The 15,130-nt window shown below is 66.4% G+C and carries 17 protein-coding genes; 6 read left to right on the top strand and 11 right to left on the bottom strand.

Annotated features, from left to right (window positions below; all coding sequences use genetic code 11):
- Positions 1–72: 72 nt before the first annotated feature.
- From BMX17_RS04140 to BMX17_RS04125, 4 genes are all read right to left on the bottom strand, one after another.
- Entirely contained in the window at positions 73–1,182 is a 1,110-nt protein-coding gene (locus BMX17_RS04140) for an agmatinase family protein (protein ID WP_092657963.1), read from the bottom strand.
- 208 nt (positions 1,183–1,390) lie between these two features.
- The gene (locus tag BMX17_RS04135; RefSeq protein WP_092658455.1) at positions 1,391–2,413 is read right to left on the bottom strand and encodes a phosphate signaling complex PhoU family protein; all 1,023 of its coding nucleotides are present in this window, start codon (positions 2,411–2,413) and stop codon (positions 1,391–1,393) included.
- A gap of 157 nt (positions 2,414–2,570) precedes the next feature.
- Positions 2,571–4,136, bottom strand: coding sequence for a high affinity choline transporter 1 (locus tag BMX17_RS04130; RefSeq protein WP_092657961.1), 1,566 nt, complete (start codon positions 4,134–4,136; stop codon positions 2,571–2,573).
- 264 nt (positions 4,137–4,400) lie between these two features.
- Entirely contained in the window at positions 4,401–4,853 is a 453-nt protein-coding gene (locus BMX17_RS04125) for a M67 family metallopeptidase (protein ID WP_092657959.1), read from the bottom strand.
- Positions 4,854–4,962: 109 nt separating this feature from the next.
- On the opposite strand from BMX17_RS04125, the gene thpR reads away from it, so the two are divergent.
- Positions 4,963–5,520: an RNA 2',3'-cyclic phosphodiesterase gene (gene thpR, locus BMX17_RS04120; protein WP_092657957.1), complete on the top strand. Its 558-nt coding sequence runs from the start codon at positions 4,963–4,965 to the stop codon at positions 5,518–5,520.
- Positions 5,521–5,593: 73 nt separating this feature from the next.
- On the opposite strand, the gene BMX17_RS04115 is transcribed toward thpR, so the two are convergent.
- The gene (locus BMX17_RS04115) at positions 5,594–5,860 is read right to left on the bottom strand and encodes a DUF7999 family protein (RefSeq protein WP_092657956.1); all 267 of its coding nucleotides are present in this window, start codon (positions 5,858–5,860) and stop codon (positions 5,594–5,596) included.
- 196 nt (positions 5,861–6,056) lie between these two features.
- On the opposite strand from BMX17_RS04115, the gene BMX17_RS04110 reads away from it, so the two are divergent.
- On the top strand, positions 6,057–6,866 hold the full coding sequence (locus BMX17_RS04110) for a ZIP family metal transporter (RefSeq protein ID WP_092657954.1): 810 nt from the start codon (positions 6,057–6,059) through the stop codon (positions 6,864–6,866).
- A 187-nt stretch (positions 6,867–7,053) separates the two neighbouring features.
- On the opposite strand, the gene BMX17_RS04105 is transcribed toward BMX17_RS04110, so the two are convergent.
- Positions 7,054–7,677 (bottom strand): hypothetical protein, encoded by a 624-nt coding sequence (locus tag BMX17_RS04105; RefSeq protein ID WP_092657952.1) that lies wholly within the window; start codon positions 7,675–7,677, stop codon positions 7,054–7,056.
- A gap of 111 nt (positions 7,678–7,788) precedes the next feature.
- Here BMX17_RS04105 and BMX17_RS04100 point away from each other — a divergent pair, with 111 nt between their 5' ends.
- Positions 7,789–9,042 carry an MgtC/SapB family protein gene (locus BMX17_RS04100; RefSeq protein WP_092657950.1) on the top strand — a complete coding sequence of 418 codons (1,254 nt, stop codon included), beginning with the start codon at positions 7,789–7,791 and terminating at the stop codon, positions 9,040–9,042.
- A gap of 52 nt (positions 9,043–9,094) precedes the next feature.
- Here the strand turns inward: BMX17_RS04100 and BMX17_RS04095 are convergent, their stop codons facing one another.
- A complete protein-coding gene (locus BMX17_RS04095) occupies positions 9,095–9,952 on the bottom strand; it encodes a sulfurtransferase (RefSeq protein ID WP_092657948.1) in 858 nt (285 codons plus the stop codon).
- Positions 9,953–10,218: 266 nt separating this feature from the next.
- Between BMX17_RS04095 and BMX17_RS04090 the strand changes: the two genes are divergently transcribed.
- Complete coding sequence (locus BMX17_RS04090) at positions 10,219–11,043, top strand: sulfurtransferase (RefSeq protein ID WP_092657946.1); 825 nt, start codon at positions 10,219–10,221, stop codon at positions 11,041–11,043.
- On the opposite strand, the gene BMX17_RS04085 is transcribed toward BMX17_RS04090, so the two are convergent.
- Both BMX17_RS04085 and BMX17_RS04080 read right to left on the bottom strand, forming a co-directional pair.
- Positions 11,040–12,050, bottom strand: a complete 1,011-nt coding sequence (locus BMX17_RS04085) for an AI-2E family transporter (RefSeq protein ID WP_092657944.1) — start codon at positions 12,048–12,050, stop codon at positions 11,040–11,042. The two genes, BMX17_RS04090 and BMX17_RS04085, sit on opposite strands and share 4 nt — an antisense overlap.
- 136 nt (positions 12,051–12,186) lie before the next feature.
- Complete coding sequence (locus BMX17_RS04080; protein ID WP_092657942.1) at positions 12,187–12,867, bottom strand: class I SAM-dependent methyltransferase; 681 nt, start codon at positions 12,865–12,867, stop codon at positions 12,187–12,189.
- A gap of 85 nt (positions 12,868–12,952) precedes the next feature.
- Between BMX17_RS04080 and BMX17_RS04075 the strand changes: the two genes are divergently transcribed.
- Both BMX17_RS04075 and BMX17_RS04070 read left to right on the top strand, forming a co-directional pair.
- Positions 12,953–13,390: a DUF2391 family protein gene (locus BMX17_RS04075; RefSeq protein ID WP_092657940.1), complete on the top strand. Its 438-nt coding sequence runs from the start codon at positions 12,953–12,955 to the stop codon at positions 13,388–13,390.
- A gap of 48 nt (positions 13,391–13,438) precedes the next feature.
- Positions 13,439–14,017, top strand: coding sequence for a DUF7090 family protein (locus BMX17_RS04070; RefSeq protein WP_092657938.1), 579 nt, complete (start codon positions 13,439–13,441; stop codon positions 14,015–14,017).
- Between the two features lies 1 nt (position 14,018).
- Here BMX17_RS04070 and BMX17_RS04065 read toward each other — a convergent pair whose 3' ends face one another.
- Positions 14,019–14,216 (bottom strand): hypothetical protein, encoded by a 198-nt coding sequence (locus BMX17_RS04065; RefSeq protein ID WP_092657936.1) that lies wholly within the window; start codon positions 14,214–14,216, stop codon positions 14,019–14,021.
- 29 nt (positions 14,217–14,245) lie between these two features.
- Complete coding sequence (locus BMX17_RS04060) at positions 14,246–15,040, bottom strand: DUF7089 family protein (RefSeq protein WP_092657934.1); 795 nt, start codon at positions 15,038–15,040, stop codon at positions 14,246–14,248.
- Positions 15,041–15,130: the final 90 nt, after the last annotated feature.

Below are 15,130 nucleotides of genomic sequence, written 5' to 3'. Positions count from 1 at the left end.
CGGTTAAGGGCTACGTCCACGGGACAGGCGGGAAAAACGGCGCTTGGGTCGCCCTCGTGGCATTCGTCTCGTCTAGTCGTCCGCGGGCGCTTCCGTCTCCCCGGTCGGACCCAGCGGTTCCTTGGGCTTGATCGGGTCGCCCGACTCCAGACCCTGGTCGGCCAGCGCCATGCTCCCCAGCACCTCGATGATGAGGCGGTTGGCGAAGCCGCTGGTGACGCCGCCGTTGTAGGAGTTGGTGTCGCTGGTGTCGTAGGCCGGCGAAACCTCGACCACGTCGAAGCCGAAGTCCTCGGGGTCCAGGGCCTTGACGACCTCGCGGATCATGTAGATGGCCTCGCGGGGCATCAGGCCGCCGGGTTCGGGTTCGCCGGTACCGGGCGCGAAGGCCGGTTCCATCACGTCCACGTCGAAGGAGACCCACACCGCGTCGGTCCCCTCGGTGGCGCGCTGGACGGCGTCGGTCACGATGTCGTCGAGATCCATGTTCCCGACCTCCATCGCGGTGTACCACTTCATACCCTCCTCGCGCATCTCCTCGTAGATGTCCGGGCCGGGCCAGAACCCGCGTGGGCCGATCAGCGTGTAGTTCTCGCCGGTCACGAGGTCGTCGTCGAACACGCGTGCGACCCACGCGCCGTGGTCGTACTCGAAGCCGGTGAGGCCGTCCTCGCCGGTGTCGGCGTGACAGTCGAAGTGGATCAGGCCAACGTCTTCGTAGCCGTTGGCCTCGGCCCAGCCCTTGATGTCCGGGTAGCTGATCGAGTGGTCGCCGCCGATAACGATGGGCGTCGCCTGCTCGCTGATCTCGGCGACGGCGTCCTCGATGTTGAGCTGGCTCTGGCGGGTGTCGCCGGGCGAAACCGCCGCATCGCCCGTGTCGGCGACGCTGAAGTGATCGAATGGGTCGACGCCGGTCTCGATGTTGAAGTGCCGGTACGGCGGCGAGGGAACCGTGGAGGCGGCCCGCACCGCACGGGGGCCGTACCGGGTGCCCGGCCGGATCGTCGTCGCCGTGTCAAGCGGTGCGCCCAGAATGCCTACGTCCACGTCCTCCTCGTCGAGGTCCCCGCGATCTACCTCCGGAAGCTTCAGGAAGGTGGGGATCCCCGAGAAGATGGGTTCGTTCGCCTCGTCGTACGCCTCGCCGTAGATGTCGCGGCCTGATCTGTCGTCGGTCATAGTTTTGTGTATCTGCGAACTCGAACGTGAATCGTTCGTCGCGTTTTCGTCGACGTTTCTGTGTGATCGATCAGTATTCAAAAGCGTTCCCTGAGATGTGTAATACGGTACCCCATGTACGGCTGGGTCCAGTGACTGTCACTGGGTCATTAAGGTCCTAGAGGTAACCGTCGCCGACGGGGTGGTGTGGGGGGAACGGAAGCTGCCGTCACTCGGCGGTGACCAGGTCGGGGTCCTCGCGGAAGGCGAGGTGGGTGGCGACGGCGAGGGTGTCCCGAGTGTGGCGGGCGCTCCGTTCGAGCATATCGACGGCGCGCTGGAGGACGAGGAGGGGTTCCGGTCGGCGGTCACGGAGGTAGGCGTTCACCTCCGCCACGTGGTCGTCGACGCGTTCGAGCGCCGTCCGGGACTCACAGGTCGTGTCGTAGTCGGGGGTGACGACCGCGGTGCGAGTGGCTTCCGCGGCCGTATCGAGGGTGTCCGCGAGCGCGTCGATGTGGGCGGCGGTCTCTTCGTCCAGCGCCGTCGTGTCGTGGTCGCGGACCAGCGCGGCGATCTCGGTGGCGGCGTCGGCCATCAACACGATGTCCTGGACCGCAGAGCGATAGCCGATCAGGGGAAAGCCCGTATCGAGGCCGACCGCCCGGTTCAGCCGGGGGTTGCGGTAGGTCGCGAAGACGATCCGGAGGAACAGGTAGAACAGCTTCCGGACCTGTGACTGCCGGTCGATGGCGCGCTCGGCCGCGTCGGCGTCGCCCTCCTTGAGAGCGGTCAGGGCGTCCCGGCGCATCGTGGTCTCCGTCCGGTAGAGCCGGCCCAGCAGGGTCCCGAGTTCGAAGTCCGTCGGCGCGATCGAACACCGGACCGTGATCTCCGTATCGCGTTCCTCGACGATACCCAGACCCATGAGCCGGCGCTCGGCGCTGAGGACGGCGTCACGCTGGGCGTCGGTCAGCGGCTCCGTTCCGGCGATACGGATGAGCTGTCGACCCAGCACGTACTGTGTCTCGACCGCCCGCTCCAGGGCGTCGGCGTCCAACGAGTCCGCGTCGACGGTCGCCTCCTCGTCGGAGATCGTCGGATCCTCGGGGACGAGCAGCAGCGACCCGCCGCTCTCGTCGCGTTGCATGATGAGTTCGTCGCCTTTCTCGATGCCGTGGTGTCGGACCCAGTCCGCCGGCACCGTCACACCGAGCGTCGACGAGCCCAACTGCTGGACTTTCCGCTTCATCCGGATCGGGTCCCGGTTCACGGCAACTCACTCCGTCGGCTGCGAACACGCGTTCGATGATCGTCCATCTATTCTCTATCCTGGGTTTTGGTTGGCGGCTTAAGCGCTTACTGATTCAGGAAAGAGTACCAAGAGTGGACATCAGTCGACGAACGTCTTATTCGTCGCCGTCGTCACCGCCGGCGACGATGGTCCGGTGACCCTCGTCGTCGAGCGGGCGGCTCCCGTAGCTGTCGCGGGTGGCGTAGCCGACGACGACGAACACGACGAGGCTCACTGCGGCGGCGATGAACGTCGGCAGGCCGTCGAACGCCGCGGTGAAGATGTCGTTGGGGATGTACAGCAGCGTGTTCTCGTATGCGTAGGTCGTCGGGAGCAGGACGAAAAAGACCAGCCTGGTGACCGAGCCCGCCACCATCGAGGTCAGTGCGGCCGGCGTGTTCGCCAGGTCCGGCCAGTAGAGGCCGAACACGAGCGGCACCAGCGCGCCGGCGAGCATGATGTCGAACGCCAGCACGAGCAACATCCCGGTCGCCGAGACCCGGAGCGCGAAGAAGATGCCCAGCAACGTGATCGGGACGGCCATCAGCCGCGTCACCTTCAGCAGTTTGTCGCTCTCGCCGCTGAAGAAGCCGCTCGAACCGCCGTCGGCCGCCACGGCCTCGCCGGAACTGTGTTCCTCGTCGACCCGGATGCCGACGATGTTGCGGGCCATCACCGAGGACGTTCCGAGGATCGCGCCGTCACTGGTCGAGAAGGAGGCGGCGACGATCCCTGCGATGACGACGGCCGCGAGCCACGGCGGCACGGCGTTTTGCAGGAGCACGTACAGCACCGCCTGACTCCCGGGTTCGATCCCCAGACTCGCCAGGATCGATCCCGAGGACAGCGCGACGATGGAGAAGGGGATACCGATGATCAGCGTGCCGGCCGCGCCGATGAAACAGGCCCGCTGGGCCGTCTCGGGGCTGTCGGCGGCGAACACTCGCTCCATGAAGTCGATGGCGACGATGTCACCGAGTCCCAGCGCGACGATGGTCGCGAGGTTGATGTACGCGCCCTGGCTCGGGTCGGTGAGCTGGCCCAGCGCCATCGGCCCCATCCCGTCGGGGATGGTGATACCGTACTGGGTCGCCACGAAGACGATCAGACCGATCGAGCCGAAAAAGGCCACGAACGCCTGGATCACGTCGGTGTACGCGACCGCGAACAGGCCGCCCGCGATGGTGTAGGCGAACACGATGGCGGCGATCAACACGACGCCGACCGCGTAGCTGGTACCGACGAACGTCTGGAACAGGTAGCCACCGGCCACGAGGTTCCCCGCCAGCAGGAAAGCGTAACTGATGACCATGATGAAACTCGCGATCATCTCGACGGTTCGGCCGTACTTGCGCCGGAAGAAGTCCGGTAACGTCGTGAGGTTCATCCGGTTCATCGGCTTGGCGAAAAAGAGGCCGGTGATGAACAGACACAGCGCCAGTCCGATCGGCAGTGCCGCGCCGGCCCAGAACCCGGCCGAGGCGACCAGGTCGGTGTTGCCAAGCGTCGCGTTCGCGTCCAGCGACTGGGCCATCAGCGTCGCCGCCGCCAGCGGGAGGATCAACCCCCGCCCCGCGACGATGTAGTTGATGCTGTCGCCCTCGATCTTTTGGGAGACGTACAGCCCGACCGCCAACATCACCACGATGGCCCCGCCGACCCCGTAGAGGATGACGCTCATACGACCACCTCCCGCCTCCCGGTGACCGATTCGTCACCGAACCGGGCTCGGAATCGTATCTTTCCAGTTCTATCGCCGAGATGCGCCACGTTCAGGCTCATTTTCGCCACAAAATTCAGATTTCGATCACTATTGAAAGGACTTCCCATATGATTGTATATCGAATCACGTACTGATGCAACGACTCCCGTCGTCCATGGCGAATCGCTGGACGTACGAACAGACAGTGTGAACGCTGTCCTGACAGGGTAAATATGAGGAATATTAGGATAGCCGCGGGAGTGGATGCCACTCGCCGGGGCCGGACCTGGTGTGGCCGACGGGGAGCTCCCGCCAGCGGAGCAAGCCACGCCGGAAGAGTCGGTAGCTGTGGGGGTCGCCACGGGGGGCGAACACGACGAGGGCGTACCGTTCGGGAATCATCCGGCGGTCGATGTCGGTCAGGCCGGAGGGGGTCGACGCCGAGGTGTGGGAGTGATAGCAGATCCGGGGTTCCGAGGGTGCGCGCTCGTCGACGGTGGCGACGAACCGCCGTTCGGGATCGGCCGCTTCGTTCGGCAGGGGGACGTGGCCGGTCGCGTGGAGTCGTCCGTCGCGCCGCTCACAGGCCAGGAAGCCGCCGGCCTCCCGGGGATGTTCGGTCGCGATGTTGTCGTCGACGGCGTGAACGATTCGCCGTGGAATTGTCACACGCCCGACGGGAAGGAGTACTCCCATGCGATCGTCCTCGCACCGATTTAGTGTGGATCACTTACGACGATTTCGTTCGTGTCACACGCCGAGTCCCGGCCCGAACGTTCAACTCGCCGGCGGCGCTGGATCCGACATGGGCAAGCGACTGTTCGTCAGCGTCGATCTCGACGGTCTCGGCGACGCCGTCGCGGCCGTCCAGGACCTGTTCGCGGACGCATCTGGGCTGAACCGCATCGACCCGGCGCAGGCACACGTCACGCTCTTTTTTCTCGGCGACACCGACCCCGATCGCATCGACGAGATTACGGCCGCGCTCGACACCGCTGTCGCCGAGGCGGGCGTCGACCCCTTCACCGCCGAGTTCGGTGGTCTCGGCGTGTTCCCCTCACTGGAGTACATCAGCGTCGTCTGGCTCGGCGTCGACGCCGGCGGCGACCAGTTGACGGCGCTCCACGAGGCGGTCGCGCCGCGGCTGGTCGAACTGGGCTTCGAACCGCCGGATCACGAGTTTACGCCCCACGTCACGCTCGCCCGGATGGAACACGCCGGCGGGAAAGACCTGGTACAGGCGGTCGTCCGCGAGCAGGAGCCGACGGCGGGCCGGCTCCGCGTCGAAGAGATTCGGCTCACCGAGAGCGTCCTCACCGATGCCGGGCCCGAGTACCAGACGGTCGAGCGGTTCGAGTTGTGAACGAGAGACAGTGCAGGAACGCCAGTGTGCCACCCCTGGCTGCCGCCGTGACGCCGCCGTGTCGGCGTATCGATCAGTCCGCGCCGAACCCGAGGGTTGGGCCACCCGGCAGGAGTCGGGTGAGCGAGTACGTCCCGTCCTCGGCCGGCGTCAGCTCCAGCCGTGCCGTCGCGCCCGGCGAGAGCGTCTTCGCGCGTTCCCGGAGCAACTCGTCCGCGTAGTCGACCACCTCGACCGTCTCGCCGGTCGTCGGCTTCGTGACCGTCAAGATGCCGCGCTCGTCCATCGCCGATACGATAGTGACCGTTTCTCCACTCTCAGTCGCCTTCGTCGTTGACATCGAATAGTAAAATGGGGAATTGAGTGATAAACGTTTGGTACTAGGGGATAGAAGTGCGTGGATGTCCCCCGAACACTCGAAAGCCCCTACGAGTATATAAGGAGTACCCGATACACACTCCGTCGCCCCTTTAGGCCGCCCAAAAAACGATCAGGTTAGTGATAATTCTTAAGCCATCGACGTTCGAAGTTCAGGTATGGGAACGCTCGCGAATCTGACGCTGGTGTTCGTCGCGGGATTTATTACAGCCCTGGCGACCGGGATCGGCGCGCTCCCGTTCTTTTTCATTTCGGAGGTGAGCGACCGGTTGCAGGTTGGCCTCTGGGGGCTGGCCTCGGGGATCATGATCTCGGCGTCGACGTTCGGGTTGATCCTGGAGGGGATGGCCGAAGCCGACGGGCGGGGCGACTACCTGCTGATGGTCGCCGGTCTCGCGGCAGGGGTCGTCCTCGTGATCGTCGCCAACCGGATCATCTCCGATCACCACTTCGATCCCCGGGAGTACGAGGAGGCCGACTTCCAGAAACTCGTCTTGATCCTGGGGATCCTGACGGTCCACAGCTTTCCGGAGGGGGTCGCCGTCGGCGTCTCCTTTGCCGAGTTGAACCTGGCGGGTGGCCTCTCTTTCGGTCCCTTCGTCGTGCCGCTGCTGGCGATCTTCATGACCGTCGCGATCTCGATCCACAACGTTCCGGAGGGGCTGGCCATCTCGATCCCGCTGCGGTCGATGGGCGTCTCGAACTGGAAGATGGTCTGGTGGGCGGTGTTCTCCAGTCTTCCCCAGCCCATCGGGGCGGTGCTGGCCTTCTATTTCGTGCGGATCGCCAAGGAGTTCCTGCCGGCCGGTTTCGGCTTCGCGGCCGGCGCGATGATCTATCTGGTCCTCTCGGAGTTCGTCCCCGAAGCGCTGGAGAAGGGGAGCGGACTGCCGGGACGCGGCCATCGCGAACTGGTGACCGGGCTGGTCGTCGGCTTTGCCGTGATGGTGCCGCTCGCCTTCCTGTAGGCGGTGCAGTGCGGTTTGAGCAAGCGGTTGTGCCGAGTGCGCGCGGAGTGAGCGCTCGGCCTGTTTCCCACGTTTTTGCGAGGTTCACGAGACGCAGGGCGTCCCGTGAGCAAACCAGAAACCTTCGATTTCTGGTGTGAGTGGTTGCGCGCCGATGGCGCGCAACCCGACGAAGGAAGAAGATGGGTTAGCAGACGGGTTTCGGGTTCACGCCCAACTCTTCGAGGGTGTCGAAGTAGTCGTCGTAGGCGGCCTGGATGGTGTCGACGGCGGCCTCGTGGGCCAGGTCTTTGTCGGCGTCGGTGTCACACACGTCGACGAGGGTGTCGGCGGCGTCGTCGACGAGCGATTCGACGGTGTCGCGCACGTCGCGGAAGGTGCTGGCAGTCTGTGGCGCGGCCTGCCCGACGAAGAAGCCGACGGCCTGGGAGATCTTGTTCTCGACGACCAGTGCCCACCCGAGGACGCCGGCGACGCGCTCTGGTGTGGTGTCGAGGGCCTGCATGGACTCGGCGAGCGGGGACGGCGGGCCGGCCTCGTGATCGCCCAGTTCGCCGGCGACGGTGCCGTACTGCTCGCCGGCCAGGTCGGCGGCGGCCGACAAGCGGTCGGCTGCGGGGCCGTCCGCCTCGTCGGCCCAGTCCTCGAAGGTGGCCGCCGCGTGGTGGAAGGTGTCGGCGACGGCCGCGAGCACTGCGTCGTCTTCCATCTCGCCCTCGGTGTCCGCGTACAGCGACTTCGAGGAGCCGAGTCTGGAGAGTTCGGTCTGCTGTGCCTGGCGGACGCCGTCGAGGAAGTCTGCCGCGTTCATAGCCCTCGATTCGACCGGCGGGCGCTTGTAAGCATCGACACTGGCAGACCGGGTCCGTGTCATGCGTCGTCCAGAAGCTTCACTTCGGTGTCGAGAATAGTCGGCGGTGAGATGGCCGTGCCACCCGTCGAGTCGCTGCCGACGCTCGTGCTCCGGCTGGGGATCGCATTCGGTGTCGGGGCGCTGATCGGTCTGGAGCGCGAGCAAAGCGAGTCCGGTGGGATCTTCGCCGGGAGTCGCACCTTTCCCCTGTTCGCGCTCTACGGGGCACTGGTCGGTGCGTTCTATCCGGGTGCACTCCCGGTCGCCATCGCCGCCATCGTCGTGCCGCTGACCGTCGCCTACGTGGCCAAGGTGTGGATCGAGCGGGATACAGGCCTCACTACACTGACGGCAGCGTTGCTGACGGTTCTGCTGGGCGCGCTGGCCACCCACTCCGGCCGGGGTGCCGTCGTCACTATCGTCGTCGGCGGGGCGGTCACCGCCTTGCTCTCGGTGAAGGGGTCGCTCCATCGGTTCGCGGACCGCATCGACGACGACGAACAGCGCGCCGTGGTGAAGTTCGTCCTCGTCGTGTTCGTCGTCCTGCCGGTCCTCCCGGATCGAGAACTCGACGCCCTGTTCGGCCTCAACCCGCGCTTCGTCTGGCTGATGGTCGTGTTCGTCACCGGCCTCAGCTTCGTCGCGTACGTGCTGAGCCGCATCGTCGGGACCGAGCGCGGCATCGCGCTCACCGGCATCCTCGGTGGGTTCGTCTCCTCGACGGCGACGACGGTCTCGATGGCCGAACAGACCCGGGAGTCACCCAGCCTCTACCAGCTGTGTGCGTTCTCGACGGTCGTCGCCGCGGTCGTGATGTTCCCGCGCGCGCTGGTCGAGGTCGCGGTCGTCAACCCCGCGCTCCTGCCGTACGTCGCCGTCCCGCTGGGGGCGATGACCGCCGTCGGCGCGGTCGTCGCCGTCGTCGTCTACTGGCGCTCGGCCGTCGAAACGACCGTCGACGCCGAGATCGAGAACCCGTTCCAGTTGCGGACCGCGCTCTTTTTCGGCGCGCTGTTCGGTGCCGTCCTGCTCCTCTCTGACTACGCGAACGCCTGGCTCGGCGCGTCGGGCATCTACGCGACGGCGTTCGTCTCCGGGCTGGCCGACGTGGACGCGATGACGCTCACGCTGAGCAAACTCGCCGCCGAGGGGGCGGTCGAACCCGGCGTCGCCACGACCGGCATCGTCATCGCCGCCTCCGCGAACACGCTGGTCAAGGCCGGCCTGGCCTGGGTCATCGGGACGCGACAGCTCGGGAAGCTCGTCACCGCCGTCCTCGGCGTCGTCGCCGCTGTCGGCCTCGGCATCGCTGTCGTCCTCTGAGACGGATCGCAAAAATCGGAGATTGCAGTCGGACGAGACGGCAGCGCTCCCGTCAGTCGCCTTTCTCGATCGGCGCGCCGACCAGGTTGCCCCACTCGGTCCAGGACCCGTCGTAGTTGATGGTGTCCTCGTAGCCGAGCAGTTCGTGGAGCGCGAACCACGCCACGGACGAACGTTCGCCGATCCGGCAGTAGGCGACGGTCGTCCCCTCACCGTCGATGCCTTCCTCGGCGTAGAGTTGCTCGATCTCGTCTGCGTCCTTGAAGGTGCCGTCGTCGTCGGTCACCGCAGCCCACGAGATGTTGGACGCGCCGGGGATGTGGCCGCCGCGCTGGGCGGTCTCCTGCAGGCCCGGGGGCGCGAGGATCTCGCCGGAGAACTCCTCGGGCGAGCGAACGTCGACGAGAGGAACGCCACGCTCGATGGCGTTCTCGACGTCCTCGCGGTAGGCGCGGATGGACTCGCGCGGGCCGGACGCGTCGTAGTCCTGCACGGAGAAGTCCGGTTCCTCCTCGGAGAGGGGATAGTCGTTCTCGACCCAGTAGTCGCGGCCGCCGTCCATCAGGCGCACGTCGTCGTGGCCGTAGTACTTGAACTGCCAGTAGGTGTAGGCCGCGAACCAGTTGGAGTTGTCACCGTAGAGGACGACCGTCGAGTCTTCGGTGATGCCGTGACTGCCCAGCAGGTTCTCGAAGTCCTCCTTCGAGAGGATGTCACGGGTCTGCTGGTCCTGCAGGTCCGTCTCCCAGTTGAAGCCGATGGCACCGGGGGCGTGACCCTCCTCCTCGTACAGTTCCGTGTCCACGTCGACCTCCGCGAGTCGATACTCCGGATCGTCGCTCTGGAACTCCTCCAGATGGTCCTCGACCCAGTCCGCAGAGACGAGAACGTCCTTGGCGTAATCGCTCATGTGCGTCCACCTGTACGACCACGACCCATATAGTCCTGCACCTCACGGCACTTTCGGCCCCTCCTCCCCCCTGCCGGCAGTATTTTCCCCTTCGACCCCCCACAGACAGTGCGAACTGTCCACACGCCACAGGACGCGCGACGCGGCCAACAGTCCACCGTCCGCGTCGGCGACCGGTCGGTGCGTGCGAGTTGCGGCCAGCGTTGCCGCTATCTGAGAGAGAGCGAGAGAGAAGCCTTGAAACGGCCGCTCGCGTATCTGGTGGTATGAGCGAGGTAGTGGTTCCAGCGGCGTGGGTGGCCGACCGACGCGACGAGGTCGCGCTGGTCGACGTGCGCGACGCCTGGGAGTTCGACGGCATCGGCCACGTCCCGAACGCGGTGAACATTCCGTTCGACTCGTTCCGGGCGGGCGAACACACCGCGGCGGACGAGGGCGGGGACAGCGACGACGGCGAGACCGGGATGCTCCCCGGCGGCGAGGCCTTCGCCGATCTGATGGGCGCGGCCGGGATCAGCCGGGACGACCGCATCGTCGCCTACGACGACCACCACGGCGTCTTCGCCGCGCGCCTGCTCGTGACCGCCGAACTGTACGGCCACGACCCCGCGAAGCTCCACCTGCTCGACGGGGACTTCTCGGCCTGGCAGCGCGAGCGCGAGACCACGAGCGACGCGACCGACGTGGAACCGACGACCTACGAGGTGGCAGACCCCACCGAGATCGAGACGCCGCTGGTCGACGCCGACGCGGTGGCCGCCGCCGCCGACGACCCCGACGCCGTCGTCGTCGACACCCGCGAGGACTGGGAGTACGAAGAGGGCCACATCCCCGGCGCGGTCCGGCTCGACTGGCGGGAACTCGTCGACGACGAGACCCGGGGGCTGAAACCGCGCGACGAGATGGAGACGATCCTCGAATCGCGCGGCGTCACGCCCGAGAAGCGGATCGTCCTCTACTGCAACACCGCCCGGCGAATCAGCCACACCTACACCGTCCTCCGGCACCTCGGCTACCCGAGCCTGCAGTTCTACGAGGGGAGCCTCACCGAGTGGGAGAGAGAGGGGCGGCCACTCGAAACCGGTAGCTAATCGTCCGGTCTGGCGGGTCCGACGCCCATCTCCGTCGAGAGTTGCTGGCCGGCTTCCAGCAGGACGGCGACGGCCAGGGGCCCGGCGATGAAGCCGACGATCCCGATGGTGAGGACGCCGCCGACGAACCCGACGAAATAGAGGCTCCCGGGCATCCCGGCGGTGTAAGACGCCAGCTGCGGACGGATGAGCGCATCCGGGAGGAATCCGACGAGCACCAGTCCGAACGCGACGACCAGCACCGCCCCGCTGGGGTTGCCAAGCGTCACCTGGTAGATCCCCAGCACGATCACCAGGACACTCGGGCCGATGATCGGGATAAACTGGAGGATCCCGGCCAGTACGGAGAGGACGAGCGTCGACTCGTATCCAAGCACCGCGAAGACACCGTAGGCGATCAGGAAGGTGCCAAAGGCCGTCGCCGCCTGCAGGACGTAGATCGCGTACAGCGTGTCCCGGATCCGGCGGTGAAAGCCCTCCACGATGTCGTGGTAGACCGAGGGGACGAGTTCGAAAGTCGTCGCTCTGATCTCGTGAGGTCGCCACAGCAGAGCGTACACGAGCAGGACGAACAGCGTCGCCTTCAGCGCGAGGACGGGCGCGGCCGCGGCCAGATCGACTGCCACCTCCGTCAGCACCGACTGGGCACGCGTGCGCACCACGCTCACGTCCACGGCGAGCTCGAAGCCAAACGCGGAGACGGGAATCTCCGGAGGGAGTTCGCTGACGAACGCGATGAACTCGAGCCGACGAGCGTACAGCGCACCGATGACCGGCAACGCCGCAATCACGACCGCCAAAAAACCCACCAGCGTCGCCACGCCCGCCGACACCCGCCGCCCCCACCCACGGTGACGGACCCACTGGCGGACGGGATAGAGGACGTACGCCACCGTCACCGCGAAAAACACCGTCGCGAGGACCTTCGAGAGGACGAGCGTCGCCAGGATCGCCAGGACGACGAACGCCCCCAGCAAGACGCGACGCCGACGCCGATCTACCGCCATGGCACTCACTTCCGGTCGCCCCGACTAAACGTTTCGTGACCGAACACGTCAACCGGCCGGAACCAGAATACGGCAGACGGTATCACACAACAATAGTCGGCACTTGCAGATGAAATGAGGGGGTTTGGAGGGTGGGTTAGGGAGCGACCCCGACCGTCAGGAGCGTGCCGTAGGTGCGGTAGCGCTCGACCATGGCATCGCGTGACTCCCAGTCTTCGGTTGGAAATTCGTCGGCCGATGGGATCGTGATCTCCCGGTCCGGAATACGGTCCTGGCCGGCGACGTACAGGCCCGCATCACGAAACGCTCGCCGGTACTCGCGTTCGGACCAGCGGGTCATCTCGACGCCGACCATCTCGGGCCAGTGATGAGAGTGAACGTTCTCCTCGTAGAAGTTCACGGCGCAGTAGAACGTGCCACCGGGCCGGAGGACGCGGGCCAGTTCCGAGAGTGCGGCGTGGGGGTCGCTCGCGTAGTAGAACGCCTCCATGGAGAAACAGTGGTCGATGGAATCGTCGGCGAACGGGAGGTGTTCGAAGTCGCCGACGAGGTAGGTCACCCGGGGGTCGTCGGTGTAAGAACGGGCGTTGCGCGCCATCTCCGGCGAAGCGTCGAGGCCGTACACGCGTCCGGCGTCGGCGGTCTCCCGGAGCGCGCGGCCGGCGTAGCCGCTCCCACAGCCCAGATCGAGGATCGTGTCGCCGTCAGCTACGGGCATCCGGGCCAGCGCGTGTTTTGCGGTGTGCCAGTGGCGCTCCTCCATGCCCCTGTCGCGGCCCTCGGCGGCCCACTGGTCGAACTCCTCGCGGACGCTCATTGCCGGGCGAAGCGGCGGCGCGGGCATAACGGATTCGGTCCCGACGAGTCGAGACGCTTTTCGGGCTCGGTGTCCCCTCGGGAATATGGGACGCCGTCGCTATCAGGTCGCGGACACCGCCCAGCAGCTGGTGGGGGGATTCCTGCTGGCGGGGCCATTCGTCGTGACCGAAGAGGTGTGGGTGCTGGCCGCGGCGATGACGTGGTGGCACACGCTCGCCGTCGTCGCCATCGTCTTCGGCATCGGCTACGGCGCGCTGTACAAGGCCGACGACGACCGCGATCCCGACCACGAGGCCGAAGTCGCCGGAATTCCCGTCCGGTTCGTCTCGCTGATGGGCGTGGCCTACGGTTCGGTCGCGGTGCTGGCCGTGGCCCTGACCGCACCGCAGACGTTTCTCGTCGAGGGCGGGATTCTTGCCGGCCCGACACGGACCGCAGTCGTGCTGACGACGATCAGGGCCGTCGCCGTCGGCGCGATCTTCAGCGTCGTCGGCGCGGCCACCGCCGACAGCGTCTTTTGACGCTCCCCGACCCGCAAATTTAACGCCGGCCCTCTCCGTGTTGCCCGCATGGACTACGAACTCGCCGTCGAGAACACGCCGGACACCATCTCCGGGGGGACGGGCGTACTCCTCTTGCACCCGAGTACCGGCGAAACCGACCGAATCGACACCGACTTTCTCGCGACCGACACCGACCACATGCTCATCATCTCGACCCGCACCACCGCCCGCGAGGTCGAGCAGAAGTTGGAGTACTACGAGGTCGACGAGACCCGCGCCACCATCCTCGACACCCTCTCCATCGAACGCGGGTACACCCGCCGGCGCTCCGAGAACGTTCACTACGTCTCCTCGCCGGACGACCTCGACGGCATCCTCGAGGACGCCCGCGAGTGGATCGAGTCCCACGACGGCAAACTCCGCATCACCGTCGACTCCATCACCGAGATGGCCTACTACGCGGACGACGACCGCACCCGCGAGGCCGTCGCGGACTTACTCGACCTGCTCGCCGAGCACGACGCTGTCGGCCTCTTCCATCTCTCACCGGAGGTCCACGACGAGGCCATCGTCGACGGCTATCGCGACCTGTTCGACGGCGTCGTCGAACTCTCGGCGGACGGCACCGTGACCAGCGAGTTCTAGGTCAGGGGTCGGACTCGTCGGTCTCGCGCTGGTCGGCCAGCCGTTCGACCGCCTCGGCGGTCCGGCGCGTGTTGTTTCGAATGTCGAATAGGAGTGCGACCAGGATAGCGAGAGCTAGCAGAACCACCAGTGCGAGGGTGAACGTCAGGCTTAGTGTGGGCTCGAGTGGACCCGTGAGGGCAGGGACAGCAGCGACCATACCGCCACTGTCCGTGCCACCCCCAAAAATCAGTCTTCCAACTTCTCGAACGTTTTCCGCGCCCACTCGACGGCGTACTCGGGGCCGGCCTGTGCGTAGGCGCTGGACTCCAGCGCGGCGAAGGGTGTCGGAATCTCGATCCGGTCGTCCGCGGCGTGTTTGATCGCGCTACAGGCCAGTTCCGCGGCGGCCGGGAACTCGGTCTGACCCCGCGCGACCTCCGTCGAGAGGTCACCCAGTCGCGGTTCGAGGCGCTCGCCGGCGTCGACCCACGCGTCGAACAGGTCGGGATGGGTTCCCGCCCAGTCGGCGAAAACCGCGCGGGTGTGCAGGCCGCAGTAGGCGGTGTAGAGGGCGGCGGCCAGCTGGTAGACACCCGCGGGATCGAGCGGCACCGCGGCCGCGAGTTCGCTGTAGCGCTCCCCGAAGAACGGAAGAAACGATTCGGGCAGATCGAGCCCGACCTCGACCAGCGCTTCCGCGAGCAGGAAGTCCACGAAGGGGTCGGGCGAGGTACGCAGGCGCGGTTTGACGAAGACTGTCGGGGGTTCGGTCTGGCGGGTCCAGGTGACGCCGCCGTCGCCGGGCAGGCCGACGGTGAAGTCACTGCCGGCGTACTGGGCGAGTTGCTCGGGCACGTCGGTCGGGAGCCACTCGTCGGGGAAAGAGACGGGATCGAGACCGTCGACCAGCAGGCCGAGTTCCTCGGCGACGGCCGGGTCGAGCGTCTCGAAGTCCCGTTCGGTATCCAATACGAGCGCGTCCGGGGCGTGGGCCTCGCGGACCGCCGCGAGGGCTCCGGAGAGCGCACGTGTCTCGAACATCTACGCCAGTGCGGCGCCGAGGATCTGTGCGACGGCGAGCACGGCCGTGAGGCCGAGCGTCAGCAGGACGATCTTGGTTGCCTGACTCAT

This window comes from Halorientalis persicus (assembly GCF_900110215.1).
Lineage (GTDB): Archaea > Halobacteriota > Halobacteria > Halobacteriales > Haloarculaceae > Halorientalis > Halorientalis persica.
This window is presented reverse-complemented; position numbering and strand designations above follow the sequence as displayed.